We start from the raw sequence: 25,929 nt of genomic DNA, 5'->3' as shown, positions 1-25,929 counted from the left end.
AAATAAATTTCTATTGCAATGTGAAAACGCTTTTATTAAAATAGATTTATGAAAACGGTTGCGCAATAAAAAAATAGGGATATGAGGAATCGGTTTCATAAGAGAAACAGAAATTATAATTTAAATCATTATGTTGTTATAAATAAAGGGGAGGAAGAACAGATGAAAATTACGTCTTTTGATTTTTGGCAAAAGTTCGGGAAGGCATTATTAGTTGTTGTGGCTGTAATGCCAGCAGCGGGCTTAATGATTTCCATCGGTAAGTTAATTGGGATGTCTGCTGGGGATATTAACGCAGTTCATACAATTGCTCGCGTAATGGAAGACATCGGTTGGGCGATTATTACGAATCTACACATTTTATTCGCAGTAGCAATTGGGGGATCTTGGGCGAAGGATCGTGCAGGTGGTGCATTTGCAGCACTATTAGCATTCGTCTTAACAAACCGAATTACAGGAGCTATATTTGGCGTAAACGCTCAAATGTTAGCGGATTCAAAAGCGACAGTTTCTTCAGTATTAGCAGGAGATTTACTTGTAAAAGATTACTTTACTTCTGTACTTGGTGCACCAGCATTAAACATGGGAGTTTTCGTAGGTATTATCACAGGTTTCTTAGGAGCTACTTTATATAACAAATACTATAACTATAATAAACTGCCACAGGCATTAGCATTCTTTAATGGAAAACGATTCGTACCATTCGTTGTAATTGTTTGGTCTACAGTCACTGCCATTGTATTATCACTTTTATGGCCATTTATCCAAAGTGGATTAAATGAATTTGGTCGCTGGATTGCAGCATCTAAAGATAGTGCACCAGTTGTTGCGCCATTTGTATATGGAACATTAGAACGTTTATTATTACCATTTGGATTACATCATATGTTAACGATTCCGATGAATTATACTGAGCTTGGCGGAACGTATACGATGCTAACTGGCTCAAAAGTTGGACAAGTTGTAGCAGGACAAGATCCATTATGGCTTGCATGGATTACAGATTTAAATAACTTATTAGCAAGTGGAGATACGAAAGCATATAACGATTTATTAAATAATGTTGTACCAGCTCGCTTCAAAGCGGGACAAGTTATTGGTTCATCAGCAGCTTTAATGGGTATCGCATTCGCGATGTTCCGTAACGTAGATAAAGATAAGCGTGCAAAATATAAACCAATGTTCTTATCAGCTGCATTAGCAGTATTCTTAACAGGTGTAACAGAACCAATTGAATTCATGTTTATGTTTATTGCACCAGTATTATATGTTGTGTATGCAATTACAACAGGTCTTGCATTCGCATTAGCAGATTTAATTCATTTACGTGTTCATGCATTCGGATTTATTGAGTTAATTACTCGTACACCAATGATGGTTAACGCAGGTTTAACAAGAGATTTAATCAACTTTGTCATTGTTTCATTAGTGTTCTTCGGTCTTAACTTTACGTTATTCAATTTCTTAATTAAAAAATTCAATTTACCAACGCCAGGACGTGCAGGTAACTATATTGATAATGAAGATGAGTCATCAGAGGGAACAGGAAATGTACAAGATGGTTCATTAGCAACAAAAGTTATTGATTTATTAGGTGGAAAAGATAATATTGCTGACGTAGATGCTTGTATGACACGTTTACGTGTAACAGTAAAAGATTTAGATGTTGTTGCACCAGAAGCACAGTGGAAACAAAATGGTGCTTTAGGACTTATCGTAAAAGATAAAGGTGTACAAGCAGTATATGGTCCCAAAGCTGACGTATTAAAGTCAGACATTCAAGATATGTTAGGTGCGTAATAATATGAAATTGCTAACTTTAAATTGTCACTCTTGGCAAGAAGAGAATCAAATGGAAAAGATTAAATATCTTGCTAAAGTAATTCAAGAAGAAGAGTATGATGTAATCGCATTGCAAGAAGTTAGTCAGTTGATACAAGCTGAAAATGTATGCGGTAACAAGAAAGAAGATAATTTTGGACTTTTACTATTAGAAGAGTTAAAAGCGTTACAGGTAAAAGATTACAATATTACTTGGGATTTCTCTCATATTGGTTATGATGTGTACGAAGAAGGATTAGCGATTATAACAAAGCATAATATTATAAAAGAAGATACGTTCTTTGTATCAGAAAACAAAGATACAACGTATTGGAAAACACGCAAAATTGTAAGTGCAACAATTGCTTATAATGATAAAAATATAACATTTTATTCTTGCCATCTCGGCTGGTGGAATGATGAAGAAGAGTCATTCAAAGGTCAAGTCGATCGTTTGATGGAGCGTGTAAATAGCAATGAACTTTCCTTTTTAATGGGTGATTTTAATAATAATGCTCGTTTGGAAGGCGAGGGTTATGAGTATATGATGAAAAAAGGTTTGTATGACACATACGAACTAGCAATAGAGAAGGATGAAGGAACAACTGTCCAAGGTGAGATTGCTGGTTGGGATGAAAATAAACATAATTTGCGAATTGATCTAATATTGTGTAACCAAAGTAAAACCGTTCGTTCTTCAAAAATCATTTTTAATGGTACAAACCGAAATGTAATTTCAGATCATTTCGGTGTAGAAGTACAATTAGATATATAATAGAAGAAATCCTCACAGATAATAAAAAGCTGTGAGGATTTTTTTGATGAATACAAGTATTTCCAAGATAAAATACTTGTACTTTTTATGACATTTCCTATATATTTGTTATTACTGAATGTAAAACCGATTTGGTCATTTTGTATTCATATTTTCACTTACTTCGTTATATAATAAAGTAAGTGAAATATTTAATAGGGAAAATAGTGCATTTTCGTTTAATCCACGATGTAGAAAGTGATATAATTGCAAAATGTATGCATCATTTTCTAAAGAAGGAAAAATATATAATTAGGTGATAACTTATATGAAACAAATTTGGCGTATTTATAAGACAGACTTACGGAATGTAGCCAAACATTGGGCTGCAATTGTTATTGTGTTAGGTTTGATGATTCTACCATCGTTATATGCATGGTTTAACATTAAAGCCTCTTGGGATCCTTACGGGAATACGAAAGAAATCCAGATTGCAGTTTCTAACCAAGATGTTGGGTCAAATTTAAGAGGAAAAGATATTAACATTGGGAAAGAAATTGTAGATTCACTTAAGGAGGACAAAAATTTTGGGTGGAAGTTTGTCGATGAAAAGCAAGCAATTTATGGAGTAGAGCATGGGGATTATTCCGCAAGTATTACTATTCCAAAAGATTTTTCTGAAAAGATTACAACAGTCTTGGATGAAAATCCACAGAAACCGGAAATTGATTATTACGTAAATGAAAAGGTGAATGCCATTGCACCGAAGATTACAGCTAAAGGTGCATCGGGTCTTACAGAAGAGGTTAGTAAAAACTTTGTTAAAACAGCAAACGGTGAGATTTTTAAAATCTTCAATGACCTTGGAATTGATTTAGAAACAAACTTACCAAGTATTGAGAAGGTAAAGGATCTTGTATTTAAGTTAGAAGCGCAGTTCCCAGAAATGAATACACTTGTGGATAAGGCATTAGGTGATGCGACTCAAGCAGAAGACATTGTGAAAGTAGCACAAAAAGATCTACCTGTTGTAGAGAGTGTGATAAATGATGGGCAGGAAGCGTTGGCAAATTTAGACAAGTTCTTTGCGAATCAAGATCAAACGTTGAAAAATGCTCCAGCAACAATAAGAAATGATTTAGTAGTAGCAAAAGGTGTTATGGATAGTGCAGCTGCATTTACTGACTTCTTAATGAATCCGGGTGTAGACTTAAATATTCCTGATCTGAATGGATTACCCGAATTTCCAGCTAGACCAGATCTTTCTAAGCTGAATAGTGATGGTTATAAGAGCATAGCTCAAAATATTAATCAAACAGTAAATAATGTTTTAAGTTCATCACGTGCAGGAACAGCTTATGGAAAAAGTGTTTTAAATGGATTACAAAATGGGAAATTTGATCCAGAACAAGCAAAGAAAGATTTAAATGCTGTATCAGATCAATTGCAAGCTCGCACAGATGGCATTGCGTATCTTATTAATTTCTTTACTGAACTTCAGAAATCCGTGACGACTGATTTTGGTAAAAACTTTTTCCAAGGACGAGTGGATCACTTAACTAAGCTTAAAGACGGTATGGAAAATGCGAATAACGGAATTAAAGATGTTGTAAATGCTATTGGTGCAGGACAAGAAGTAAAGAAAGATGTAACAGATGTAGCTAATCAAAAATTAGATGCAGCAAATGCATTAATTGATCAAGCTGAAAAAGATTACAATGAAACATTTGTAGCAGATTATCAAAAAGCAGTTAGTACAGTAGATCAAGCTAAAGTTGATGCAAATACAGCATATGATAATGCAAAAGCAGATTATGATAAAGTTAAAAATAGTCTTGAAGGTGCAAAAGCAGATTTACAAAATACAGGTATTAATGGTTTAGATACAACGAAAGTAGCTTTAAACAGCTTAAATGGTCAATTCCAATCTGGAATCGGTTTAATTAATGATATGATCCCAGTTTTAGAAAGTACAAATAAGGTTTTAGCAGATGTGAATAGTGATAAAAACCTTAATAATGGAATTACAAAGTTAAATAAAGCGAAAAGTAGTTTACAAAAAGGTGTAGAGGCAACGAATAAGGGAATTACACTTATTAATAATGGGCAGAAGCCTACAAAAGATGTAATTGAAAGTATTAACGACGCTGCGAAAGGCGGATCAGCTCAATTAACAGATGTATTATCGACATATGATGCAGAAATTGTACCAGGCTTCAATACAGCAATTGCTCGTACAAAAGAGATGTCTAAAAATACAACTCAAATTTTAAATGATGCAAACAAAAAGCTTCCAGATGTTAAGAAGTTACTAGAAGATTCATCAAAAGGATTAGTAGACGGTAGAAAGAAATTAGCAGATATTAAAGCTGAAATGCCAGCTACTGAGCAAAAGATTAAAGAATTAGCAAATAAAATTCGTGATTTTGAATCAGAAGAGGATATAAAAGACATCATACGCTTATTGAAAAATGATGTTGAAAAGCAAAGTGATTACTTCGCAAATCCAGTAAATTTAAAAGAGAATAAATTATTTGCGATGCCGAACTACGGTTCAGCAATGTCACCATTCTATACAGTGCTTGCATTATGGGTAGGCGCACTATTAATGGTTTCATTATTAACGGTAGAAGTACATGAAGAGGGCGTTAATTATAAGAGCCATGAAGTATACTTTGGACGTTTATTAACATTCTTAACGATAGGTCTTTCACAGGCGTTTATCGTATCGATGGGGGATATATTCTTACTCGGTACGTACGTAGTCGATAAATTCTGGTTTGTGTTATTTAGTTTATTTATTGGGGGAGTCTTTGTTTGTATCGTGTACTCACTCGTTTCTATTTTCGGAAACGTTGGGAAATCGATGGCAATTATTTTACTTGTACTGCAAGTAGCAGGATCGGGCGGTACATTCCCAATTCAAATGACACCACCGTTCTTCCAAGCAATTTACCCGTTCTTACCATTCACATACGCAATTAGTGCAATTCGTGAAACAGTAGGTGGAATGCTTTGGGATATAGTAACTAGAGATTTACTCGTGCTAAGTGCTTTCGTAGTAATCATAGTTGTGGCTGCATTATTACTGAAAAAACCAATTAACAAATCAAGTGAAAAGTTTGTTGAGAACGCAAAAGGAAGTAAAATTATTCATTAAAAATAAAAGGTTCCTACCGATAGTGGTAGGAACCTTTTTGTTTAATCAAATTTTAATTTTTTTAACGCTTCTGCGAATGGGTTGTTTAATGGTTCTTCTTCTTTGTTCTGTTGTTTCATATATTTTTGAACGTCGCGTTTATCAGCTTTGTTTCCAGATTCTTTTTTACGTCTTTCTTGGAAGGTAGATAGTTTTTCACGATAGCCACATTTACATGCGAAAATTTGGCCAGCGCCTTCACCACGTAATTCTAATTTTTTCTTACATTGTGGACAGCGTGCGTTTGTAGTGCGGGATACATTTTTACGGTGACCACATTCACGATCTTGGCATACAAGCATTTTGCCTTTTTTACCGTTTACTTCTAACATCGGTTTGCCGCAGTCTGGACAAGACTTCGTTGAAATGTTGTCATGTTTATATTTTTTATCACTCGATTTAATTTCAGTAACAATTTCTTTCGTATAGTTTTTCATTTCTGTAATGAATACTTCTTTTTTTAATTTACCCTTTGCGATAGCCTCAAGTTTTTGTTCCCATTCACCAGTTAGTGTAGGAGATTTTAATTCTTCTGGTACTAAATCAAGTAACTGACGCCCTTTTGAAGTAATATGAATATCTTTACCACGTTTTTCAATTAAGAATGAATTGAATAGCTTGTCGATAATGTCAGCACGCGTTGCTACAGTACCTAATCCGCCAGTTGATTTTAACGTGTCAGCAAGTTGTTTGTTTTGCGTATCCATGTATTTTGTTGGGTTTTCCATCGCTGAAAGTAATGTTGCTTCATTAAAGCGTGCAGGTGCTTTCGTTTGACCTGATGTTTGGGCAATTAGTTTTACGTTTAATGTAGCGCCTTTTTCGATGCGAGGTAAGATTTGTTCTTTCACATCGTCTGCTGCATCGTCATCTTCAAATCGATTTGCATATACTTCTTTCCAACCCGAACTTAAAATTGTTTTGCCACGTGCGATGAACGTCTCGTCACCAATTTGCGTGCGTAGGGTTAGTTGTTCATATTCAAAGGCCGGGAATAAAACGGCTAAGAAACGTTTTACAACTAAATCATAAATTTTACGTTCTTTATCTGTGAAAGCTGAGAAATTCACATAGCTTTCCGTAGGGATAATCGCATGATGATCGCTTACTTTACTATCATCAACAAATGATTTATTAGATTTTACTGGTTTCTGTAATACTTTATGAGCTAAAGGACGGTATTCTCCTACTCCACATGCTTTTAAACGTTCTGAAAGTGTTCCGACGATATCAGATGAAATATAGCGTGAATCTGTACGAGGATACGTTAATACTTTATGTTGCTCATATAATTTTTGCATAATGTTTAAAGTTTCTTTTGCAGAGTAACCAAAAATTTTATTCGCATCGCGTTGTAATTCAGTTAAATCGTAAAGACCAGGAGCGAAGGATTTTTTCTGCTTTTTCTCAATTTCGACTACAGTCGCGTTTTGTTTATCGAGCTTTCTCACAATTGTATCGATCTTCTCTTTATTAAAGTTACGGCCATTTCCTTTTGCATCTTGCCAAGTCAATTTTAACTTGTCAGTTGTGTGAGCTTCGATACCGTAGTATGTTTGGGCTTTAAAGTTTTTAATTTCGTCTTCACGACTGGCAATGATAGCTACAGTAGGTGTCTGTACATGTATACTGTTTTTAGGGCGAAATTTAATATATTCTTTTAATAGTAATGATATCAATAATAATTTCACCCATGTACATTTTTATTTTGGGTATAAAAAGTAAATAAGCATAGTAATAGAACTTAGGGGAGGAAACTATGAGATTTGTTGTAAGGGAATTTGATGAAACTTCAAAAAATGGAGAAATATTCAGTAGTATTGGTATTGGAATTAAAGAAAATAGTTATCTAATATTTCCCTCACCTCTTTCAAATTTTATAAAAAGAGAATATAAAAATAAAGGAAAGTCTATTAATAGTCAAAGAAATGTAGCTTATGCAATAACAAGATTTTTAAATTATTTATATAAAAATAAAGATAGTTATCCTGAATTAATTATAGGTGGACTAAGCAGTTTAACTCTTCAACATGGAGCGGATTATATCTCCTATTTATCATTAAAAAGTAGAGCAGGGGAATTAAAGAGTGAATATGTAAAAACTGAGATGCAGTATCTAAACAAACTTTTCCATTGGTTGAAATCAGAAAACATAATTAACCAGGTCTTTAGTGTGAATTACCAGACTGTTCATTATGGTCGAAAAAGCCGGAAAATTGAGGTTGATATTTTTGAAAACACTAATGATTTAGATATTATTTTACCAATAAGAAATTCCATTCAAAATAATGTTATTAAAGACTTCGGTAAAAATAGAAATAGACTAATTATAGATTTTATTATGACAGCAAAGCGTATTGAACCATTAATGGCATTAGGTATAGCTTTACAATTCTTTGGAGGATTAAGACGTTCTGAGGTCATTAACTTAAAATGCTCTAGTTTAAAGTGGGCTAATAGTAACCTAATAATTGAGATTAGAGACAATCAAAACATCTTATTTGCAGATGCAATAAACAAGGCTGATATTCAAGTTAAATATCCAAGAGATCAAATATGTATTTGTCCTGAAATTATAAAGCCTCTGTATGAAGAACACCTAAAAATACTAACTAAATTAGCTAAAGGAACTTCCGAAGCACTTTTTATCTCAGCGAGGAATTTTAAAGCTTTAAGGGGCAAAAGATATTCAGCAAAAATTGATAAGATTAAACAACAGTTTTTAAATGACTTACTAGCAAAAAATCAAGTCGAAGATTATATACTGTTAACAAACAATAAATGGTCTACGCATATTGGCAGGGGTGTTTTCACGAACATATTAATAGATTTGGGCCTAACTCCTACCCAAATTGCATTAGCTAGAGGTGATAGAAGCTTACAGTCTGCATTAAGTTATGTAGATGAAAACACATTACTTAGTTCTATGAATTTAGCAATCAATAATTTTGACATATTAAAGGAAGTGTAAGATTTGCCTAATCATATGACATTAAAAGAGGTTTCAATCTACCTTAACTTATCAATACATCAAACTAGATTAGTTCTTAAAGAAGCCTTAATACAAAAAGTAGGTATTAATAATTCTAGAGAAATTATTTATGATACCAATCTTATAAATAATTTACGGGATATTCTTGAAAAACGCTATAAAGAAAATTGCTTAAATAAATATACTTCTAAAGAACTTATTAGGTTAGGATGTACTGGATACGATAGAAAAATTCTTAAGAGCGAACCTACTGAGCTTTTCGATAGATATAAGACTTTTAATGGAGCTTCTTATTTCTATGACAAAGTAAAAGTAAATGCATATTTAGCATCAAAAAACTGTGGTTCTGAATTATTATCACTTTCGCAAATAATGGAATTAGTGAGTTTTAAAACACCCCAACAACTTCAAAAAGCATTAAATGATTGCAATATTAAAGAAGTAAAAAGAGGATATAGCTCCTTCAAGTATTATAAGAAATCAGATATAAAGTCCTTTATTGACTTAGTTAAAAAAAGGTATTTATTTAATAAAGCCAATCGTTTGAGCACTCAGCAAGTGCAGGAACTAGGATTTAAAAAAAATAGTAGGATAGTACTTCAAAAGTTTAAGGCAGAACCTATTGATAGAATTAATGAGTATGCTGACGCTGGGGGAATCGCCTTTTATGATAAAACTGAAGTGGAGAGAAAGTTAAAATCCAGAAAACTCTTAACTCATACTATCTGCGAAAAAGATGCTAAAGAACATTTGGGATATAAAAATACTGAAAAGTTCAAAAAAATAATTCAGGAATATGACATTTCATTAACGTCAAATGGGAAATATGAAATTAATTATTATGACAAGTCCAATATAGATTCCTTAAAAAATGTTATAGATAAAAATTATGAACATAATCTTGAAACCAAAATAACCAGTGGTCAAATAAAAGCCTTAGGATATTCTAGAAAACTTATTCGTAAATTAACCCCTATTCGTACAAGGCCTATTGATAACGTATATAAGTTTGCGAACGCCGTTATTTTCTATGATAAGGAACAATTTCTCAATCTAAAGAAACAATATGGGGATCTAGCTGAAACTAATAATGTTTTAACTGAATATTATACTTCTAAACAATTGATGAAATTGCTCAATATACCAAATAATATTAATAGATATATGGCTAAATTTAAAATTTTCCCTATAAAAATCCCTTCATCACGTCAAAATTATTGGCACAAGGAAGAGATTGATGATCTTGTTAAAAGAAGAAATGATTTATATAACTACTACAATTCGAATTATTATTTAATTAGTGACGTGGAATATTTACTAGGATGTAACATAAGTAGGTTCTACAGTATTTGTTCAGATTTTAACATTCCTATTATTGCTGAAGAATTACCGATTGAGGTAAAGTTTAATAAATTCAATAAATCTCATTTAGCTTTTCCAAAGGATAAAATTGATAACATTTTTGCAAAAATCAATGATCAACAAAGGCAAAGTATTACTAATCATCAAACGACCAATATTTTGGAATCCAGTAATGATACACAACATAATTCCAACACCACCTCAGAAATAAAGAATTCACTTCAAGTGCTTGGGCATTTAGAAGATGAAAAAATCTTACAAATTTTAGAGGAAATAGCAAACTATTCAACGCCCTCTATCAATGACAAAATTAAAACCATAATTTCCGAAAAAGATTTAATAGTACAATTAGGTTATTCAAAGAAACAGTTTGATGAAAATAAAGAAAACTTTCGCATCTTAAAGTTGGAGCACGGAAATATTAATTATTATTTATTAGAGGATTGTTCTAATCTTTTAAAAAACTTATATGAAGAGCAAAACAATTTATTAAGTTTAAACTATACTTATGCTGAAGCAATTGCCAAAGTTCCTAGCACCGTAGTAAATAAAAGTAGAGAAAAATTTCAAATACCCCCTCATTTAAGATTTGGTCGCCTAAAAAAACTTAAATACGTATATCCTAAGAAAGTTATTGATAATTACTTAAAAGTATTAAAATTTTCCAATTCAATTGAACGATATAAAAATGAATTAGAATATAATACTCTCCCAGATAAAATCTTTTTAAAAGTAGTCAAAGAATTGGACTTGAATTTTCTGGATTTAGTTAAAGAGACAGAAACAGCATGGCATAATTTTGCTTCAAAAAAATTATTAAGTTCAAACGGAAATATTAAAACGATCAAGAAACTTTTTGTTCGATTTATTAAAATAACAGAATTACTACAGTCGACATTAATTTCAAAAGAAGTTATGGACATGACTTCTAATGAGATTAATTTCGTATTTTTAAACAATAAAGTTCCAGGTGCTTACAAAGAAACTTTATATAGTTTCTTTAACCACTTATTCTTAAAATTTTCCAATTGTAAGTACTTGGTTTCAAAGCTTAATAACCCCCATGTGGAAAAAAAAGAGCGTTTAGCAAACTCTAAACACAATAAGCAAATCTATTCGATTAATGAGTTTTTAACACTACTGGACTATGTTAAAGACATTCAACGTCATAAAGACAATGCTCTTTCTGAATATAAGACAAAACCAATGGGGAATTATGAATCCATTTGGTTATACGTAATGCTTCATTTAAATAACGGATGGAGAAGTACTGATTTTATTGAAAAGATACCTCGTATCCCCTTGTCTATCCCTGTGCAGGATTATAAATCATTTGAAAACTACAATTTAACCTTAGAAGAATCTACAAAAATCATCTGGGAATTAACATCGAACTTAATGAATGTTTATCATAACAAAAATGGTAAAAAGGCTTTTTTCTTTATTGCTGAAGATATGATTGTACCTGTAGCTAATGCTATCGTTTTATGTGAACTTAAGGCTCAATTAATAAATTCAAAAAGAAATAACTTGATTGATTTAGGTAATTCAAACGAATTGACTACTAGCATGCATGATAAATTTTTTAAAAATTTTCCTATAAAAGAATTTAAATTTAAATCGCTAATGGCTAACAGTACATTTATAACCTTTGTGGATTCAATCCTAAAACAAAAAACAAATCGTAATCCTTTGGAGATTACTAAATTCATTAGAAATCATGATTCTTTAGACACTACCAACAGGTATGTACATGTAAGTGAAGAACATCTAAACAAAATTAGTAAACAATTATTTGATAAAGGCTATTTTGGCTATACCTACGATTATTTAAAACAAATTGTTATTGGTGAATCTCAAAATTATTCTATTGAAAACAATGAAAAAAATCTATTAGCCACAGTTTTTGGAGATATATATAAAATAGAGAATTTTTCCATGGCATTAAATGCAATTGAAGAACAGAAAAAACCTTTATACGAGTTCGTTAAGCGTTTATCGGAAGAACAACAGAGAGAAGTATTAGATTTAATAGATATGAATCAATTGCCGGCCAAAGAATCCTTTTGGCAATGTATTCTTGGCGATTGTTTATATCTAGATAGAAAATGTAACAGTTGCCCATTTGCAATCCCACATTTCTATGTACTAACAAAGACTGTTCACAACCTAAATAATTTGATATCTAAATTAGAACAGATTAAAAACATTTCTTATAAAGGCGAAAGGATTAGATTAGCTAATTTATTATATAAAAACCTTTCCTTAATAAGTACTGCTAAAAAACAATTTGGAGAAAATGTACTAAGCTCATTTTTAGGTAAGGACTACTCAGATTTCTTAAATAACATACGCAGCTTAGATAGTATAAATGAAAATCTAACAATTGGAGGCAATTAATATGGAGAATGATCATAGCTTAGATTTTTCGTCTACCTCAACTCATTATAATGAGAGTCTCCGTGGTACTTTACAAGATAGGATAAACAGTCTTAAAGACATGGGTGTGGATCTTACAGCCGAAGCATCCAATAACAGATGGAATATTTATGATGAATATTTTTCACAAACACATTTTGTAGACTTTAGCTTCGATTCTTTTTCATCAAAGAAGTTTGATATTGACCAATTTATCTTGCTATTAAAATCTTGGTTTATTTTACTTTTAGAAGGTGGTAACAGTTTCCACCATTTAACAAAGAAAACAAGAAGAGCAAAGGCTGCATTGATCCTAAGTAAAGGATTTGATTTAGAAGCAATAGATGAATTTGAATTGAACTATTTTTCTAAAAATCTTAAACCTAGTTCTCTACAAACTAAAGCATCTGTATTATTAGAATTTCTAGATTTTTGCCAAGATCTGATAGTGCCAGAAGAGTATCTGGAACTAATTTTAAGATACTATCAGACACAGAAATCAGCAGCAATAAGAAAATTACCATCAAGCCAAGATGTTCTTAAATTTTCTTTAATAGTTGAAGTATACTTTTCTAATGAGGAAATTGATAAAGAATATTTGGACTACTATCCAATTTATTTATGGTGGAATTTAACAAATATTATCCCAATACGTATTAACGAATTTTGTAATTTGAAATTTGATTGTTTAAATTTTAATAAAGAAGGATATTTTTTATCTTTACCTCGAAGCAAAAATCTAAGGAATCGTAAAATGGCTTACGACAAAATTTTGGTTTCGGATAAAATTGCCAATTCAATCGAATTATATCAACAAAAAATATATTCTGTTAAACCATCTAAGACATTACTACAAACGTCTAGTACAGTTCGAAATATAAAGCCAGAAATATTTAATTACAGAAATTTCAGTAATTTGTTAGACAAATTTTATAGAGAAATTGTTTGTGGGAAGTATGGACTCAAATTATTAGAGAACAGTTCAGAGCCCTATACCGAATCACCTTACAATATCCATAGGAAAATAAGACCAAACGACACTCGCCATTTTGCATTTTTGAATTTAATGTTGCAAGGTTATCATCCGAGTGAGATTGCTAGATTAGGGGGACACAATTCTGTTTATTCTCAAATGACTTATCATAGCCACTTGGAATATTGGATTGATTCAGACCTAATAAAATTATTAACAAATCAAAAAAGACATTTAGGTGACCTTTCAAACGAATTTTTCAAAGAAATTATTTTCAAAAATGCGATGAATACCACTACGGAGGTTTCTGAAGTTGTTAAAATTCCATTAGAAATCGGTTATTGTACAGATCCCTTACAAGATTGTCCTGTAGATGAACACTATCTCTGTAAGCATTGGAGAATAACCTTAGATGATTACCAAAAACATTATGATAAACTACAAAACATCCTTGTTAATCAAGAGTCTGTTCTTAAATTATGCATCGATAAATTATTAGCACTTCATAAAACCGGTCTCATACATCATAAAAATGATGTATATGATGAAAAAAATTCGCAATTCAATTATCAATTAATTGAAAGTTCTAAGAAAGTAAAAGATGCATTATATCAATTAGCAAAACTAAAGGAAAGGTTTGAAATGTATGAAAAGTCGAGGGCGTAAGCCTAAAATATATCCTAAAGATATTCTTCTAAAGGTTATTGATGATTTCTTAAAAACTCAGGAAAATGTTCAAATTATACGGTATAAAGAAATATTCCTTTATGCACTAGAAAAATATAACAAAGGAATATTAGATTTTAAACTGAGTGAAGATTTTTGGAGAAAACCTGGTCGCCAAGGAAAATTGTTAGTTGATGAGATCAATAAAAAGAGGAGCGCTTTAATAGAAAATAATAAACAATACATTGAAATTATTTCAACAAATGATGTTATAAACAGATTATCACAAGACACTCCAGCTACTAAAAAGAAAATTATTAATCAACTGAAGGTAAATGAGTATGGCTATCGAAAAATATCTACTCGCTACAAGCAACTCAAAGAAAAGGAAGCTAAGATGACACAAGAGATAGTGGAACTTAAGGCTGAGATTGTAAATCTCAAGAACAATAATGAAATCTATCAAAATGTTCTTTTTCAATGGGCAAATTTATCAAGCGTTAAAGATCTTGATTTAATAAACTTAATTACAACTGGAAAAACTAGATCTGCTACAGTGGAACAACTATTTAAGGATATATTTAAAGAACAACCTAATAAGGCTATACTAGAGCTTAATACTGACAATAAAATTGATAATGTAGTAACAATAACGAAGACAAAAAATACACTTATCGAAGACTTAGACTTATAGTTTTCAGATCAAGTGGAAAAATAAAAAATATATTTAGCTTATAATTAAGAGAACCTTACTCAAATAGCATAGGTTCTCTTAATCTAAGTATGTCTTTGTATAGTATACTGCTTTTAAATTTCTCCTGTGTTTTGTGAAATAAATCCTTTAAGTAACGTATAAGTCTTCAACTTCTTTAATCAATTCATGAGGCATTATTTTTAGTACCCCACAAATAATAAATATCGTATTAATGCTAGGCTGTCTTTGCCCACGTTCTAGTAATCCAATAAAAGTTCTATCTAGGTCGCATTGTAACGCCAATTGTTCTTGGGAAAGACCAGCTAGTTTTCTGTGTTTTCTCAACACGGTACCAAAAGCTTTTGATATCTCCATAAGCTCACCTCTTAGTTAATTAACTAAGAAATTCACTAATTTAATCGACAGACTATAGTCATCATAAAAAGGTGATGCTACAATATTAATAAACATTTTTTGAAGGAGATTTTTTATGTCTAGTAAGAAATATGACGAAAGTTTTAAAAAGAAAATTGTTCAATTACATCTTGAAGGAAGGGCAACAACTGAACTGGGTAAGGAATATAAAGTATCACCCACCGCAATCTATTCTTGGATAAAAATATATGCTGATGAATCGGCTATTTCTTTTAAAGAATTCAGTGCTATTCAAAAAGAAAATAAACGTTTAAAACAGGAAGTAGAAATACTTAAACAAGCAATGACAATAATGACCTCAAAATAGAACTAATACTTATCCATATGTGGATTTGAAATAAAGTTTGATTAAAATACGGTATCATTTTTGTGAAAATATCGATAAATTACTATTTTTTGTTTATTTATATTCAATTAATAAAAAATCACTCTGTATATTTACAGAATGCATTTTGTAGTTTAATATAATACACAAGATGCACTTTGTTTATTAACAAAACGAATCGGAGATGATAAAAATGGAAAAAATGTTTAAAGTAGGAGATACACCAAAATATTTCACACAAAAGGGGCTTAATTCAGATTCTGAATTACTTCCTGATAAAGTCATTATTTACCGTTCCAATTCTAGGTTTAGCTCGAACTCTAATGCTGGGCCTGCAAGGTCGATGTTGGTAGAGGGAAAAGCGACTTCTTTTCCCGAGTCATTGAAGACGAAACTCAGGAATCTTCGGACTTTAGTTACAGCCAGAAAAAATTTTCACATTTATCATAATAGTGCAGAATTTATTGATGGATATTCTAGGTTTTGTTATGTTTATTTTGACGAGGATAAAGATAAAGTTTTTGTATCGGAATATCAAAAAAGAAGCCAAGGCAGTAAATATTCGAGCTTCTTCAAACTTTTAGAAGCTAAACTTATTCAAGCTAATTTTTCACCAACTTCAGAAGAGAAAACAATTTTTCATATCCCGATAGAACGCATCGATGAGTTTGTGGATATTGTAAATGATATTTCACAAGCTTACGATAATAACGAATTTGAACTATGTGTTGCGGGAACAGATTTCATTTACAGCTGTAATTGGTTTAATAAGGTTTACTATAGGGAAAAAATAGATGGTGTGCCAGAAGAATTAATGAGTGATCTCAAAGCCGTTGAAGCTTTTGATGCCTTAGTGAAAATTCAAGATTTAGGAACTGAAAATGGGGTTAAAATTAAAAAAGATGCTATTCGTAAGATCAAAGCCATTTTAAATTCCGTTTTATAAAGTAGAATCTGCATAAAAAAGCATGGTCCATACCCTTTTAGCAAAGGAATCAGGGCCATGCTTTTTTATTATTCTGCCTTCTGCGTTTAATTAAAATCAATCCTTTTCTCTTTAAATGAACTTTCAATTTTATAAAAAAGTTTAATCAAAACTCATTGAGAATTCTTCGATCGAAGAGAAGAAGCATCGCATCTTTTTTATAAATGTCATAAATTCCTTCAAAACATCAGGTCTTTCCTACAAACATCGTGACTTTATTTCAAATCCACACCATATTTCATGTATTAGAACTGTGTTATAGTATAAGTACAAGATATTGAAGGAGCATGAAGATATGGCAAAAAGCTTAGTATTAGCAGAAAAACCATCAGTAGCTCGTGATATTGCGAATGTACTGAAATGTAATAAAAAAGGAAACGGCTTTTTAGAGGGCGATAAATATATCGTAACATGGGCACTTGGACATTTAGTAACCTTAGCTGATCCAGAAGTGTATGATAAGAAATATCAAAAGTGGGATTTAGAAGATTTACCAATGCTACCTGATCGTTTAAAGCTATCAGTAATCAAACAGTCCGGTAAACAGTTTAATTCCGTTAAATCACAGTTGAATCGTAATGACGTAAATGAAATCATTATCGCAACAGATGCGGGGCGTGAAGGTGAGTTAGTGGCCCGTTGGATTATTGCCAAATCTAAAGTAAATAAACCAATCAAACGTTTATGGATTTCATCCGTAACAGATAAGGCAATCAAAGATGGATTCAATAATCTAAAACCTGGTAAAGCATACGAAAATTTATATTTTGCTGCCGTAGCTCGTTCTGAAGCAGATTGGTACATCGGACTAAACGCCACTAGAGCTTTAACGACAAAATATAATGCACAGTTAAATTGTGGGCGTGTTCAGACACCTACTGTAGCCATGATAGCTGCACGTGAAGATGAAATTAAAAACTTCAAACCACAAGTGTACTATGGCATTGAAGCACAAACTGATTCAGTCAAACTAACTTGGCAAGATACTAACGGGAATAATCGAAGCTTTAACAAAGAAAAAATTGATAGTATCGTAAAGAGCTTAGATAAGCAAAATGCTACTGTTGTAGAGATTGATAAAAAGCAGAAGAAGTCATTCTCTCCTGGTCTTTATGATTTAACTGAGCTACAACGTGATGCAAATAAAAAGTTCGGTTACTCTGCTAAAGAAACATTAAACATTATGCAGAAGTTGTATGAACAGCATAAAGTGCTAACGTATCCTCGTACAGATTCACGCTACATTTCATCCGATATCGTCGGGACACTTCCGGAACGTCTGAAAGCGTGTGGAGTTGGAGAATACCGTCCTTTAGCACATAAAATTTTAAATAAACCGATAAAATCTAATAAATCATTTGTTGATGATAGTAAAGTAAGCGATCATCACGCAATTATTCCAACAGAGAGCTATGTAAACTTCTCAGCTTTTACAGATAAAGAACGTAAAATTTATGACTTAGTTATAAAACGTTTCTTAGCTGTTTTATTCCCGGCATTTGAATATGAGCAACTAACATTACGTACAAAAGTTGGTAACGAAACGTTCATTGCACGCGGAAAAACAATTTTACATGCTGGTTGGAAGGAAGTATACGAAAATCGCTTTGAAGACGATGATGCAACTGATGACGTAAAAGAGCAACTTTTACCTCGCATTGAAAAAGGCGATACATTAACTGTAAAGTTAATTATGCAAACATCAGGCCAAACAAAGCCACCTGCACGCTTTAATGAAGCAACCTTACTTTCAGCGATGGAGAATCCTACAAAATATATGGATACGCACAATAAACAACTTGCTGATACGTTAAAGTCAACTGGTGGATTAGGTACTGTAGCGACACGTGCAGATATCATTGATAAACTATTTAATTCATTCCTAATCGAAAAACGTGGTGGCAAGGATATCTACATCACAACAAAAGGTCGTCAACTGTTAGAATTAGTTCCAGAAGAATTACGTTCACCAGCTACGACAGCAGAGTGGGAACAAAAACTTGAACTAATTGCAAAAGGCAAGCTGAAAAAAGATGTCTTTATTAATGAAATGAAACAGCACACTAAAGAAATCGTTGCAGAAGTTAAAGCAAGTGATAAAAAATACAAACATGAAAATATTTCTACAAAGTCATGTCCTGACTGCGGTAAACCGATGCTTGAGGTAAATGGTAAAAAAGGAAAAATGCTTGTTTGCCAAGATCGTGAATGTGGTCATCGTAAAAATGTATCCCGTACAACGAATGCCCGTTGCCCGCAATGTAAGAAAAAACTTGAATTACGTGGGGAAGGTGCGGGCCAAATTTTCGCATGTAAATGTGGCTATCGCGAGAAATTATCGACATTCCAGGAGAGACGTAAAAAAGAATCTGGAAACAAAGCTGATAAACGCGACGTTCAAAAATATATGAAACAACAGAACAAAGAAGAAGAACCGCTTAATAATGCACTGGCAGAAGCATTAAAAGGATTGAAGTTTGACTAACAAAAAGTCTGAGCATGCAAGAAATTCAACATGAATTTGCAATTTATCAAGATCTAATTTGTAAAAGTCCATAAAAAATAAAGGATGATACATGACCAAAATGTATCATCCTTTTGCTTTTTTCTATAATTGCGCCCGTTTGATAATTATATTGTGTGGTTTGATCAAAATTATTTGATTGAAAAAATGTTTTAGACTATAGAAAAAAGTGTTGCTTTAAAACAAAGTTTGATTATTAATAAAAAAGTTCGATAAGAAATCTTATTAGCTTTTAAGTTAGGACTTTTTCTTGAACTAACTGGCAGTTTAGTTCAAGAATTAAGTCATCATTCTTAATACATAGTAGACTTATACTGTGTAATTTCGGTTTTTATATCGATATATGGATACAGTACTCTGTTGCATACTATTTATAACCTCTTTTAGAAATTTATCTTCATCCTGTTTATTAAAGGTGTCCACTTGTGAGTGTATTATTTCAATCCTTTCCGTATTTTCATTTTGTTCTGTATTCTTTTCGTTTTCAGAAGAACTAGTCCTATGTATTTTTTCTAATGCATTTATAAAATAATCTTCATAGATTGGATTATATATGAATGTATCAGCCTCCATGTTAAAAGTAGGTGGAGCTAACATATATGCATGATTAGTAAGATTAGAACTTCCTACAATTCCACCAATAGTTTCGGCAACGGAATTTCCATTATTATTACACTGTAGAACTGCTACTTTTGCATGCCAATTTATATCGTCTTTTGGTATACGAATTTCTGTATGTATATCAGATTCCTCTAATAGATTTTTCATCCAAATTAAATTTACATTCCAACCGTCTTTATAATCTTTCTTATTTTCATTTGAGTATAATAATAGATTTCTATCTACATCTTTTTCGAATCTACTATCTAGATTGCCACCATAAATTACTACCTTTTTTATTTTGTGGTTTTTTTTAATTAATTTATAAAAATCTTCTTTTTTAAGAGTGTAAGCAGAGAAATAACCTGATCCTATATGAAGTGTCATTTCAAAATCTGCTGTAAAGCTTATTAAATCTTCAACACAATTTCTAAAATAATTGGGGGTTACTAGGTTTCTAAACAAAACTGCGATGCCCATAATACACCTACCTCATTTCATTGTAGTTTGTAATAGATCTCTTAATAATTGAATATCTTAGTACTGCTGTTATAGGGACCAATCAATTGGAATAGACTAGTTATATTTAAATTATATAAGTTATTAGCTGCATAGTACAACGATACTGTTCAGCAGGAAAAACTAAAAGGATGATAATTATGGTTACCAATCTTCTTCAACTAAAGGGGGCGTTAATGGAATAAGGAGATCTAAAATAATCAAACTTATTTATAAAAACAGTTCTTAAAAATAAAAGAAAGCTATCGTTTTGATCAATCTTTATTCAAAACGATAGCTTTTTAAATGCGATGAAATTAAGCATAATTCGTGATTTGTAATCAAACTTTATTATAAAGCTACAAAAAGTATTAGACTCGGTTTAGTTGGCCCATAAATGAGTATTTAGTATGCAAAAATAGTTGTCTTACTTTTAGTGATAGTGAAAAATTTAATATAGATTAGAAAAAAGATTTACATCTGGCATAAAAGAGTGAGCATTAATGCTCACTCTTTTATATTGGTCTTAGAAGTTTTATGATCTGTTATTAAAATTAGCATTTACAGTTGTGTTTTAATCAACCTTTATTCCAAACCAATACTTAATTGAGTAAATAGGTAGTAGTGATTATTTAACTTTGTACACATTAAGTATGTTGTTAGAATTAACGCTTATATATTCATTTATAAATACCAGTGGATTATGATAGGATCCCCATATAATTTATTTTTACATAGATATTGTATGTACTGTTTAGCTTTAACATCATGTATAGTGTCACCTTATGGGCTAAAAATTTAATTGAATGGGTTTAAGAACAAACTAATAAAGTTATTAATTCTTTGATATAGCTGCATTCTTATAAGCAATAAATTTTGATGATATTTAAGATTAATTAAGAGAATAAAAGTTTATTCTTCTTTAGGGTGTAAATTCATTTTCCGATACATATTTAAACATTCAGTTAAATAGTTTAATTCATCCTTGTTTATTGATTGTAGTAAGCCTTCTTTTTTTATTTCATTGAGAACATCATGCCCATTGGTACCCATTTCTGAAAATCTTTTATCCATTTCTAAAGATTGTTTTTCTAGTTCAATTAAAGGAGCAGTAAGATTTTGAATGAAATCTTCAGGGGGAATGTCATCGAACATAGCTTTCAAGTTATCATAGGTTAGGGAATCATATAACCTATTACAATCCATATTAGAGGGTAAATGCCCAAGTATAAATTTTGCTAAAGGGGCCCTGTTCATTTCAATGATTGTAGCTAACATACTGTATATTTGATTAGAGAAGGAGGGAACAAAAGATTTATTGTTTATTTCCTCTAAATGGAGTTGACTTATTAAGTCAACTGTTATTAATCGAATTGGATCCCCACCAGTTATTTCAGCTAGTGCATAACTAACTTCGGAGGAGGGAGGTTCTACTTTCCCATTTTGAAGATTACTCAAATATGATTTATTTTTATTAAACCCTTTTTCTCGCATTTTTTTTTCCAGTTGGCTGAGGCTTAAATTAGAATTAAGTATATATTTTTTTAGTAATGAATGGTAGTTTAAACTCATTATGCCCTCCTAGTTACAAAAATATATAACGTTCGTTATTGAAAATTACAACGATATGCGTTATGATTTATTATAACAAATTGATATTAAATTATACAACGAAAGGAAGAGGGATAATGGATAAAGTTAAGGTTTGGGCAATTGTTCTAGGTGCTATTGGGACTGCAATGGTAACAATTGCTACTGAATTAAAGAAGTAACATGCTTTTATTGAAATAAGATGCTCTACTCTACTATTTTGACGGAAGTTAGTCTAATGCTTATCCGTAGGAAGTATAGGCATTAAAAGTAATGAATATAAAGTATGGCGGTAAAATTGAGTCTAAAACATTCTTTTAATCAAACAAAAATGTGGATTTGAAATAAGGTTTAATCGTTTATAATAAAGTACAACAGTTTTGAAAAAAGATTAACCATTTATAAAAAAATAATTTGTTAGAATATTTCAAGGGCAAGTTTTGATCAATCTTTTTTCAAAACTTGTTCTTTCTTTTTGTTCTTTTATCAAAGCCATTTGCATTAATTCCATTAAGGAAATTATAGAAGGAACTGGAATATCACAAGGTTCTCTTTATCGAGCGATCAATTAAAGGAAAATGGTATTTTTTTATAAATAAACGCAAATACTATAAAATAGTATTGACTGTACTAACTTTGTGTATTATATTTATTTTATAAGTTATTAACGATTACTAATTAGGGGGTAGAGTGTGGTGAAAAAAGATTACGTTTATAAGATATTTGATTTAGTAAGAGGGTATATTTCTCCGGATAAAGTAACAATCCCGGTGGGTACAATATTAATTTTAGAAAAGCAACGACCTCATTTTTTAAAAGAGTTAGCACAAACTCAAAATATGGATACTAAAGTGCAAAAAGTTGTTAAACAATTAGAACTTGATTCCAAAATTCTTGAGTATATGCTTCCTCAACTGGATATGTTTTTTAGGGAACTCTCTTCACAAGTAAGAAGTGAAGTAGTGCTGACACTAAGTAAGGCTGTGATTGATTTTTCGTTCAGTGAAATATTTGATGAACTTTTAACATCAGTAAAAAATCAAATGGGAATGAGATCTGAAAGAATTGCAACCCCTTTAGCTATAAATGAGATTATCGGAAATTATTTTGACTTAAAAAACTGTAAGAATAGTACCTTATTAGATGGAGCAGCTGGGTATGGATTTTCCGCTACAGATTTTCTAAAACAAAATCCAATACTAGAGTTAAATCTGCAAGATATTGATTTAGATGCTGCAACGATATCAACAATTCGTTTTTTCTTATTAGAAGCAGAAGTAAATATCGTTAATAAAGATTTTCTAAAAGAACCTGGATTTATTGAAAGAAAAGAGATGAAAAAATTTGATTTTGTTGCAATGACACCTCCATTTGCAAGCCAATTAACAGATGAGCAAGTTAGGACTATGGAAAATGATGAATTTAATAGGTATGTTTACGGAATTCCTTCACGTTCAAAAGGTGACTTTGCTTTTGTAAGCAGTGGATTAAGTGCATTAAAAAGCACAGGGAAAGCAGCTTTTTGCTTAGCTGCTGGTACATTATTTAGAAGTGGTCCTGAACAAAAAATTCGTCAGCGCTTAATAGATTTTGATTTAATTGAGGCTATTGTGTTATTACCAACTAATCTATTTGCTCCATACACAGGAATTGCATCTGTATTATTGCTTTGTAATAAAAATAAAGCATTAGATAGACAAGGCAAAATTTTAATGGTAAATGCGAGTGAATTAGGAACAGATGCTAGAAGAGAAACATATTTAGCAGATGAAGAAATTGAACAAATTAGTATGATTTTATCACATGGTTTAGAAGAAGAGGCTATTAGTAAATTTGTTTCAAATGAAAAAATTCAATCTGGACAGCTTTCACCTGAAACGTACGTATACAAAGCGGAAATTGATGTAGAAGAATATGGTAAAATTATACTTAATCCATCGGCCTTAGAACAAAGGGAAACAGTAGCTTTAAAAGATTTAGTGACTTTGTATAGAGGTTATAATGCCTCAACTAAGGATGAAGATCCTAATGGTGATTATGCAGTTCTGAAGATTTCGGATGTTGTAGATGGCGAAATTGAATATGAGGAACTTACCAAATATACAATAAAAAATAATGCGAAGATTGATAATAATCGTATTCAAAAAAATGATCTTTTACTTTCAATTCGAGGTGCAAAACGTAAGACAGCAATCTTTAAATCAGATGCACAGGATGTTTTAATATCTCAAAATTTTGTAGGGGTACGGTGTGGTGAAAAATTAGATGCAGAGTTTTTACAACTATATTTGGAATCACCAATTGTTGAATTTTATTTTACAAAACACATGGCAGGCTCAACTATTCCCAATTTGCCGATAAAGGAGATAAAAGAATTACCAGTACCTGTTATGCCTATTGAAAAGCAACTAGCAATTGTTGCAACTTATAAAGTGGAGGCATTAGATATTATTAAACAACTTGAAGAGTTACATTTACGCCAAAAACAATTAAAAATAGAAGCATTTGAAAAAATGGGATTAAAAGACACATTTAAAATCCAATAAAATTATAGTGTGTTTAGATATTTTAAGCATGTAGTTTTTAATCAATATATTAATAAATAATAAAAGGTGGTAATTATACATGATTACAGGTGAATTGAAAAATAAAATTGATGGAATTTGGACAACTCTCTGGACTGAGGGGAGCACCAATCCATTAACAAATATTGAGCAATTAACATACTTACTATTTATGAAAGGCTTAGATGAGACAGAATTAGCAAAAGAGCAAGATGCTGAACTTTTAGGGTTGGAACATGAAGGGATTTTTCCGAAAGATAAGCCGTACCTTCGTTGGAATGTGTTTAAAAACTTAGGCGATGCAGAGGATATGTACAACAAAATGGTACAAGAAATCTTCCCATTTATAAAAGGACTTGGTGGAAAAGAAGAATCTGCGTTTTCTACCTACATGAAAGATGCTATATTCCAAATTAATAAGCCATCTACGTTGCAACGTGTTATCTCAGCGATTGATGGTATCCAAATGGAAGATCGAGATACACAAGGTGATGTATATGAGTATCTATTATCAAAGTTGGCAACATCGGGTACAAACGGGCAATTCCGTACACCTCGCCATATCATCAATATGATGGTGGATTTAATGAAGCCAACACCAGAAGACATCATTACTGACCCGGCGATGGGTTCGGCTGGTTTCTTAGTATCATCAAGTGAACATGTACGTAGAAATCACAGTGATTTATTCCTTGTACAAGGCTTAAAAGAGCACTTCCATCACAATATGTTCCATGGAAATGATATGGATACAACGATGTTGCGTATCGGTGCAATGAATATGATGTTACATGGTGTAGATGCACCGAATATCTCATATCGTGATTCACTTTCAGAAGACAATAAGGAAAAAGATAAATATACATTAGTATTAGCGAATCCTCCGTTTAAAGGTTCGTTAGATTATGAAGCTGTTTCGAATGACTTACTAGCCGTAGCGAAAACGAAGAAAACTGAGTTGCTGTTTTTAACATTATTCTTACGTATTTTGAAACCAGGTGGTCGTGCAGCGGTAATTGTACCAGATGGTGTGTTATTCGGCTCTTCAAAAGCGCATAGAGCGATTCGACAAGAAATCATTGAAAATAATAAACTAGAAGCGATTATTTCTATGCCGAGTGGTGTGTTTAAACCATATGCAGGAGTATCAACAGCGATTATGATTTTCACAAAAACGAATGCAGGTGGTACAGATAACGTATGGTTCTACGATATGAAAGCTGATGGCTTCTCATTAGACGATAAACGAAATGAAATAGAAGCAAATGATATTCCAGATATTATTGCACGCTACAATGATTTAAAAGGAGAAAATGAACGTAAACGTACGGAACAATCATTTTTTGTACCGTTTGAAGAAATTAAAGGGAATAAATGGGATCTTTCTATTAACAAGTATAAAAAGATTGACTATGAGGAAGTTGAGTATAGAGCACCTATAGAAATTATTGACGAGATTGAGCAGCTGGAATCCAAAATTTTAATTGAACTAGAAGAGTTAAAAAAAATTTTAAAAAAGGAGTATTAAG

At 31.6% G+C, this 25,929-nt stretch carries 17 protein-coding genes; 13 read left to right on the top strand and 4 right to left on the bottom strand.

The features are described 5' to 3' along the window. The first annotated feature begins 162 nt into the window (after positions 1 to 162). From MR065_RS16475 to MR065_RS16465, 3 genes are all read left to right on the top strand, one after another. The gene (locus tag MR065_RS16475) at positions 163 to 1,800 is read left to right on the top strand and encodes a PTS transporter subunit IIBC (RefSeq protein ID WP_242214412.1); all 1,638 of its coding nucleotides are present in this window, start codon (positions 163 to 165) and stop codon (positions 1,798 to 1,800) included. A gap of 4 nt (positions 1,801 to 1,804) precedes the next feature. Then, positions 1,805 to 2,596: an endonuclease/exonuclease/phosphatase family protein gene (locus tag MR065_RS16470; protein WP_242214411.1), complete on the top strand. Its 792-nt coding sequence runs from the start codon at positions 1,805 to 1,807 to the stop codon at positions 2,594 to 2,596. Between the two features lie 307 nt (positions 2,597 to 2,903). After that, positions 2,904 to 5,735, top strand: a complete 2,832-nt coding sequence (locus MR065_RS16465) for a YhgE/Pip domain-containing protein (RefSeq protein ID WP_242214410.1) — start codon at positions 2,904 to 2,906, stop codon at positions 5,733 to 5,735. 41 nt (positions 5,736 to 5,776) lie between these two features. Here the strand turns inward: MR065_RS16465 and topB are convergent, their stop codons facing one another. Then, entirely contained in the window at positions 5,777 to 7,465 is a 1,689-nt protein-coding gene (topB, locus tag MR065_RS16460) for a DNA topoisomerase III (RefSeq protein ID WP_396022377.1), read from the bottom strand. A 68-nt stretch (positions 7,466 to 7,533) separates the two neighbouring features. Here topB and MR065_RS16455 point away from each other — a divergent pair, with 68 nt between their 5' ends. The 4 genes from MR065_RS16455 to MR065_RS16440 are packed head-to-tail and all read left to right on the top strand — an operon-like array spanning position 7,534 to position 14,879. Beyond that, positions 7,534 to 8,745, top strand: coding sequence for a site-specific integrase (locus tag MR065_RS16455; protein ID WP_242214408.1), 1,212 nt, complete (start codon positions 7,534 to 7,536; stop codon positions 8,743 to 8,745). Positions 8,746 to 8,748: 3 nt separating this feature from the next. After that, positions 8,749 to 12,528, top strand: coding sequence for a hypothetical protein (locus tag MR065_RS16450; RefSeq protein ID WP_242214407.1), 3,780 nt, complete (start codon positions 8,749 to 8,751; stop codon positions 12,526 to 12,528). 1 nt (position 12,529) lies between these two features. Next, positions 12,530 to 14,185, top strand: coding sequence for a site-specific integrase (locus MR065_RS16445; RefSeq protein WP_242214406.1), 1,656 nt, complete (start codon positions 12,530 to 12,532; stop codon positions 14,183 to 14,185). Then, positions 14,166 to 14,879 (top strand): hypothetical protein, encoded by a 714-nt coding sequence (locus MR065_RS16440; RefSeq protein ID WP_242214405.1) that lies wholly within the window; start codon positions 14,166 to 14,168, stop codon positions 14,877 to 14,879. Before MR065_RS16445 ends, MR065_RS16440 begins: the two co-directional genes overlap by 20 nt. A gap of 147 nt (positions 14,880 to 15,026) precedes the next feature. Here MR065_RS16440 and MR065_RS16435 read toward each other — a convergent pair whose 3' ends face one another. Next, a complete protein-coding gene (locus MR065_RS16435; RefSeq protein ID WP_215585724.1) occupies positions 15,027 to 15,254 on the bottom strand; it encodes a helix-turn-helix domain-containing protein in 228 nt (75 codons plus the stop codon). Between the two features lie 115 nt (positions 15,255 to 15,369). Here MR065_RS16435 and MR065_RS16430 point away from each other — a divergent pair, with 115 nt between their 5' ends. The 3 genes from MR065_RS16430 to MR065_RS16420 all read left to right on the top strand — a co-directional run bounded on the left by MR065_RS16430 (position 15,370) and on the right by MR065_RS16420 (position 19,109). Next, positions 15,370 to 15,621: a transposase gene (locus MR065_RS16430; protein ID WP_242214404.1), complete on the top strand. Its 252-nt coding sequence runs from the start codon at positions 15,370 to 15,372 to the stop codon at positions 15,619 to 15,621. Positions 15,622 to 15,832: 211 nt separating this feature from the next. Further along, positions 15,833 to 16,585 (top strand): hypothetical protein, encoded by a 753-nt coding sequence (locus tag MR065_RS16425; protein ID WP_242214403.1) that lies wholly within the window; start codon positions 15,833 to 15,835, stop codon positions 16,583 to 16,585. Positions 16,586 to 16,919: 334 nt separating this feature from the next. Then, on the top strand, positions 16,920 to 19,109 hold the full coding sequence (locus MR065_RS16420) for a DNA topoisomerase III (protein WP_242214402.1): 2,190 nt from the start codon (positions 16,920 to 16,922) through the stop codon (positions 19,107 to 19,109). Positions 19,110 to 19,457: 348 nt separating this feature from the next. Here the strand turns inward: MR065_RS16420 and MR065_RS16415 are convergent, their stop codons facing one another. Then, on the bottom strand, positions 19,458 to 20,228 hold the full coding sequence (locus MR065_RS16415) for a hypothetical protein (protein ID WP_242214401.1): 771 nt from the start codon (positions 20,226 to 20,228) through the stop codon (positions 19,458 to 19,460). A gap of 930 nt (positions 20,229 to 21,158) precedes the next feature. After that, on the bottom strand, positions 21,159 to 21,818 hold the full coding sequence (locus MR065_RS16410; RefSeq protein WP_242214400.1) for a hypothetical protein: 660 nt from the start codon (positions 21,816 to 21,818) through the stop codon (positions 21,159 to 21,161). A 62-nt stretch (positions 21,819 to 21,880) separates the two neighbouring features. Between MR065_RS16410 and MR065_RS16405 the strand changes: the two genes are divergently transcribed. The 3 genes from MR065_RS16405 to MR065_RS16395 all read left to right on the top strand — a co-directional run bounded on the left by MR065_RS16405 (position 21,881) and on the right by MR065_RS16395 (position 25,928). Then, on the top strand, positions 21,881 to 22,018 hold the full coding sequence (locus tag MR065_RS16405) for a hypothetical protein (protein WP_242214399.1): 138 nt from the start codon (positions 21,881 to 21,883) through the stop codon (positions 22,016 to 22,018). A gap of 510 nt (positions 22,019 to 22,528) precedes the next feature. Continuing rightward, complete coding sequence (locus MR065_RS16400; protein WP_242214398.1) at positions 22,529 to 24,382, top strand: N-6 DNA methylase; 1,854 nt, start codon at positions 22,529 to 22,531, stop codon at positions 24,380 to 24,382. A 79-nt stretch (positions 24,383 to 24,461) separates the two neighbouring features. Further along, positions 24,462 to 25,928, top strand: coding sequence for a type I restriction-modification system subunit M (locus tag MR065_RS16395; RefSeq protein ID WP_242214397.1), 1,467 nt, complete (start codon positions 24,462 to 24,464; stop codon positions 25,926 to 25,928). Position 25,929 lies beyond the last annotated feature (1 nt).

Origin of the sequence: Bacillus cereus group sp. BfR-BA-01383, assembly GCF_022663495.1 — a bacterium.
Taxonomy (GTDB): Bacteria; Bacillota; Bacilli; order Bacillales; family Bacillaceae_G; genus Bacillus_A; species Bacillus_A cereus_AU.
The sequence above is the reverse complement of the archived record's forward strand: the minus strand, read 5'-3'. Positions and strand labels throughout refer to the sequence as shown.

What these genes read in the sequence shown, in the direction of transcription:
- MR065_RS16435 (WP_215585724.1), bottom strand. Translation starts at nt 15,254, where the DNA reads ATGGAGATATCAAAAGCTTTTGGTACCGTGTTGAGAAAACACAGAAAA.
- MR065_RS16405 (WP_242214399.1), top strand. Translation starts at nt 21,881, where the DNA reads ATGATTTATTATAACAAATTGATATTAAATTATACAACGAAAGGAAGA.
- MR065_RS16475 (WP_242214412.1), top strand. Translation starts at nt 163, where the DNA reads ATGAAAATTACGTCTTTTGATTTTTGGCAAAAGTTCGGGAAGGCATTA.
- MR065_RS16465 (WP_242214410.1), top strand. Translation starts at nt 2,904, where the DNA reads ATGAAACAAATTTGGCGTATTTATAAGACAGACTTACGGAATGTAGCC.
- MR065_RS16420 (WP_242214402.1), top strand. Translation starts at nt 16,920, where the DNA reads ATGGCAAAAAGCTTAGTATTAGCAGAAAAACCATCAGTAGCTCGTGAT.
- MR065_RS16430 (WP_242214404.1), top strand. Translation starts at nt 15,370, where the DNA reads ATGTCTAGTAAGAAATATGACGAAAGTTTTAAAAAGAAAATTGTTCAA.
- MR065_RS16415 (WP_242214401.1), bottom strand. Translation starts at nt 20,228, where the DNA reads ATGGGCATCGCAGTTTTGTTTAGAAACCTAGTAACCCCCAATTATTTT.
- MR065_RS16445 (WP_242214406.1), top strand. Translation starts at nt 12,530, where the DNA reads ATGGAGAATGATCATAGCTTAGATTTTTCGTCTACCTCAACTCATTAT.
- MR065_RS16395 (WP_242214397.1), top strand. Translation starts at nt 24,462, where the DNA reads ATGATTACAGGTGAATTGAAAAATAAAATTGATGGAATTTGGACAACT.
- MR065_RS16455 (WP_242214408.1), top strand. Translation starts at nt 7,534, where the DNA reads ATGAGATTTGTTGTAAGGGAATTTGATGAAACTTCAAAAAATGGAGAA.
- MR065_RS16470 (WP_242214411.1), top strand. Translation starts at nt 1,805, where the DNA reads ATGAAATTGCTAACTTTAAATTGTCACTCTTGGCAAGAAGAGAATCAA.
- MR065_RS16425 (WP_242214403.1), top strand. Translation starts at nt 15,833, where the DNA reads ATGGAAAAAATGTTTAAAGTAGGAGATACACCAAAATATTTCACACAA.
- MR065_RS16440 (WP_242214405.1), top strand. Translation starts at nt 14,166, where the DNA reads ATGAAAAGTCGAGGGCGTAAGCCTAAAATATATCCTAAAGATATTCTT.
- MR065_RS16410 (WP_242214400.1), bottom strand. Translation starts at nt 21,818, where the DNA reads ATGAGTTTAAACTACCATTCATTACTAAAAAAATATATACTTAATTCT.